Source organism: Flavobacteriales bacterium, from assembly GCA_016712535.1.
Lineage (GTDB): Bacteria > Bacteroidota > Bacteroidia > Flavobacteriales_F > PHOS-HE28 > PHOS-HE28.
Genome location: JADJQW010000009.1, coordinates 1 through 4716, shown reverse-complemented (window position 1 = coordinate 4716; position 4716 = coordinate 1). Strand labels below are relative to the sequence as shown.

General features: G+C 55.3%; 2 pseudogenes. Both read left to right on the top strand.

The window, feature by feature from the left end:
• Positions 1-783: 783 nt before the first annotated feature.
• Positions 784-1899: pseudogene (locus tag IPK70_17575) on the top strand (site-specific integrase).
• A 107-nt stretch (positions 1900-2006) separates the two neighbouring features.
• Positions 2007-4615, top strand: a pseudogene (locus tag IPK70_17570) (integrase).
• Positions 4616-4716: the final 101 nt, after the last annotated feature.

Here is a 4716-nt window from a genome sequence, read left to right as displayed (position 1 = left end):
TGACACCGCCGACAATGCCAGCTCGGCAGCCGGTTTGATTTCCAGATGAATGACTTCTCCGCCCTCCAATACCACCTCAAAGTCGGGGGTAGAATTTGCGCATCTGCTCACCATCGAATAGTCAATCACGGTAGGCTGATGCCGATAGAAACAACCCCTTGGGAGAACTCCAGCAACAGGATGGCATCCCGTTCCAGTAGCGATTCCCAAGCGATCATCTGGCCACATTTTTGAGAGGGGAAATAGCCCCGAATCCGCCGTCCACGGCGGGTTACCACTTTTCTTGAAGACATATCGTCATCTCCTGGCGACAGGCAAAAGAACCCCCTGTGCCTGCCGCACACCACAAAAATTTCAGACAAAAGAAAACCCGCGAGCGGTTCTTCCCCCCGGCGAGGAATACATAGTTATGGCTACTAAGTCATGTTTAGCTTTGTAACTACCTTTTTTTTAGGGGGATTTCTTTGTCTCGGTACAGGTCAAGTTATTCCTTAATTTAACATTTGATGTAGAGCTGTAAAGTCGATGCACTGGAGTGGTGTTGGTATTGAATAGAGGGCATTCTCAGAATGCCGAGTTGGCTAGATTGGAGAATTCGAATTGCTAAGATTTGATGATATGTTGTTGCGGTTGGCGACCGACCTAAAGCGCGATATACCTTTCACCCCATCAAAATATGCGTGCCGTTGGTGTCAGTGCTGCGAATTTGGACAGGTATCTTCATCAACTCGAATTCATAGAGGCGATCACTTTCTTGTGTCGCTTGCACATTTTGGGAATGCCATGTTTGTGACGGTCAAGGCGCATCTACACGGACGCGACAGTATCTACTCTGAATTGCCGGCATTGCTGACGCCAGCAGGCGTGTTGGAATCGCTGCTTGATTACTGCCTCTATCATAGCCACGACCGTAGCCTCTTGGATGTCAAAAGTGACCCGCTCGGTGCGCATGTTCCTCGAATACCTGAGCAGCAATCCGGCCGAGAGTGAAACCTACCGGCTCTTTCAGAACTTTGCTCAGAGGCTCTACACTGGAACGTTCGACAAAGAAACAGGCCTCGATCCCAGTAATCTGTGCTGGGCCCCACGCTCGCCGCAGGATGCCAGCCATATCGTTACTCATCTCAGTGACTTTTTCGACTGGCTTGGCGAAATGCGTCCCGAGGCTGCGAAGGTCAATCCGCGCTATGCAGGTGGGGCATTCGATCGGCAGACCGACGAAGCCGCCTATCAGTACCGCCGCAGTAAAACTTTCCTAGGCCACACATGGGCAAAGAACGCATCACCCGCCAATACCGGTTACCGCGTGAGGAGTAGGCGCCTGCCGAAGGTCGAAAAGGACGAACCGCCGGCGTTCCCGGAGGAGCGCTTCGAGGAAATTGTTGGTTAAGGGGGCTTCAATGTGGCCGGTCGCAAGGATTATCGTGGCATGCTCATTACCCTGCTTCTGCATGGCTCGGGATTTCGTGAATCCGAGCCCTTCCATCTATACATCCAGGACGTCTCCTCTGACCTTGCAAATCCGCATAGGGCCAAGGTTCTCATCCACCATCCGAGCTACGGTGCTGCACCTACTGATTGGTGCGACGAGAGTGGACGAGCATGTAAGGGCCGCCGGGCGGGATACCTTGCCCACCAGTTCGGTCTTGTGCCACGCACAGACTTGATGGACCGCCGGCACGCGGGCTGGAAGGGCGGCACCCATGATGGCCCCCCTGCGAGCGCATCGGGCTCAAGGTGAGTAAGGCACTGGGTACGACGCCACACGGCCACCGCCATGCCTACGGTCGTCGACTACGCAACGCCGGGATCGATAGGGCGCTCATCCGCCGTTTCATGCATCACACCTCCTTGGAAAGCCAAGATGTTTACACTCAGACAAACACTCAGAGACGGTAGCGGAGCTAGAGATGGCGGCCGCACGGCTGCGAACAAAGTACACCTGGACACCGTCGGTGTCCGGTCTGTTGCTGCCTGACATTGAATTCAAGGACTGAGAAGCTGTGATGGTCGTAAAGAAAACAAATCAAAAGGTCAATGCATCCTCCTCTCCTACTATCAAGACGAAGGCGATAAAGCGCAGTTCAGATACTGCCCTGGGATGGGTGACGCATGAGTATCCGCAACTTGCCGCCTGGCGCGAGTTGGCAGTGGCGTGGTTGTCAGGCGAAACGCGCGGAATTCACATAAGGCTTTCTGCTGTTGCGGCCTTCTTCGAGCCGATTTCTCATCCGTCTTGATCTCCCTCGACCCCGCCGTGCTTCTGTCGCGCGGTACGGTGTTGCCCGATTTCTACCAGACGGCCTGTCCAGATTCGGCAGGAGGTATCGAATACAACAACCATATCCACGCATTCTTGCACTTCGTGTTGCAGCGCGAATTCAGCGATGCTGCAGACGATGGCCAACAGGTAGTCTCGCCAGCCTTCCGCAACCCTATACCCAGAATGTCCCGCAGCGGGCTACCTAAAAGGGACGAGAGCGTACATGCGCCATTGCCCTTACGGTTATATCGATGAGCTGCGGCGGATGCTTGCGGCGGGACCGAACTTCCGCGATTGGCAATGGGCGCAGGGTGCATTGGGTGTTGAAATTGGCCAAGGGGGACGCTCTGGAACGGACTGGTTCGAGGTAAGCTAAGAGCAGAGTGATCAGAACGATCCGGATTGTGTATGGCGGATCCGTACGCTAACCCAGAACTATCGTGGGGGACGGGTGCTGGAGATATGGAGCCCAGTGAGATGGGTCGCGTTGCTTGCGAAGCGATTCTGCCGCTGCGCACCTTTCAGATCCGCATGCTTGACTCCGGGCGAGGCAGACACTTGGCGTTACGAGTGCGGCTCTTGGCTATTGAATCCGAACCTCTCGCGCGGGGTGGCGAACGACGGCCTCAGCAACTGGGTGTTCCGACGCAGTATCCTCTCATCGATGGAGGTGCGGTTTCGACCGTGCTCTACATCAACACCAACAAGACTGCAGATATTGCCAAGTCAGGCCCCGAAAAAGGCTACGTACTACCATGGTCATTCGGAGGGCCGGTACATCAGGACGTATTCTACTGGCTTGAAAAGCTACGCAATTGGCAGAGAAATACAACCCCATCCGGGCGTACGCCATGGACGGCGCTGGATAGTCGTCATATAAACGCGAAAAGAAGCTACAACTCACCGGCTATCCCGACGCGTGCTTCCTGTTCAGGTAGCCTGAAGCCGTTAATGGAGAGCGCCACCTTCCACTTAAGATACCAACGTTGTTTAGACCGTGGTTCACACTGCTTGAAGCACTGGAGTTGCGACTATCTGACCGGGGGAGCCCATCGAACGGCTCTACAATCCATTTTCTCCCGCCTCGAGAACAGCAGAACGATGGCCGTACAACCCTCTTTCCCCCTGCATAGCTTGCGGGTTTCACTTATCACTGCACTGGCGCTCGAAGGGCAGGTGCCGTTCCTATCCTACAAAAGCTCGTCGGCCACAGCCGCCTGCTGATGACTCTTACTACACCAAACCATAGGGCCACTCACATCAATAAGTGCTGATTGATGCTGCTGAACGGCTGGAAGCAAATAAGGAGGCGAGCATTCAAAACTTCCTGCTCGACACGGAGCATAAGGAGTTGCTGCATAAGGCAATCTGCAATAGTGTGCCCAGCCTCGCTGTGGCCATTCCTCAGCATCCGGCCGTTCGCAATCCGGTGGGCTGGATGCCAATGCATCACGGTCTATGTCTGGTTGGTGGCAACATTAGTGAAGTTGAGGACAACGCCACTGTGGGCGGCTGTTACAACGGCGGGATGCAGATTGCCAAAGGGCTCTTCGACAACCAATCCGAAATACGAGCCGGTGCCGGGTGGTAGCCGAAACTGCGTGCGCTGTCGCTGGTTTGTTACCGAGCCACACTACGTGCCGGCGCTGGTAGCTCATTTCAACACGCTAGCCTATCACTTCGACGAGGCGCGTAACGACTGTCTTGCGTACGAAAAAAAGCTCCAGGATTTAAAAAAGCAGAGAGTAGATGCCGAGGACGCCGGCCAGCCATTTGCACAGCTCGATGTCTACCGGCAGACCGAGCGAGTATGGGAGACTGCTATGAAACGCTTCAACGACTTCGCAGAAGACTTGGTGGCCTGCTGGCGTCTCGTCGAACGCTGCAAGGCGGCGCTCGAAGCACGCAATGGCGACGGCACACAATTAGTGGCTGCCGGCACAGTCTGCGACGTGCAGGCCGTCTTCGAGGAAACCGAGTCGGAGTTATTACAACTCTCCGGGGTGTGTGACAACGCCGAAATCTACCCAGACCTGGAGCCGGGCAAGGCGGTATTCCGTCGCAGCCAGCTGCTTGATGCTGCGCTCTACCGCGATAATATACGGCCTGTATTCATGCTGTTGAGCCGAACAGGAGCAACTGCTACCGGGCAATGCTTTCATGCGCCATCTTGCGCAGCAGATGAACCCGGCGAATCCCGCGCTGGGGCAGCGGGAGGTGATTCGCCTGATGGATGCTGGCGTACGTCTTAGCCAGCACTTTGACATGGATCTGTCCGCGTTGCTAGCTCGGGCCAAACTCACCCGGATGTTCCCCGCTGGACGCCAGCCCCTCTCTGGAGATGAAGTATGAGCGGAATGACAGACATCCATCCGGACGCAGTGCTGGAGTCCATGCTGGCCAAGGCTGAACGCTCCAATCGGCGGACAAACCTCACAAAGATGCACGAGCTG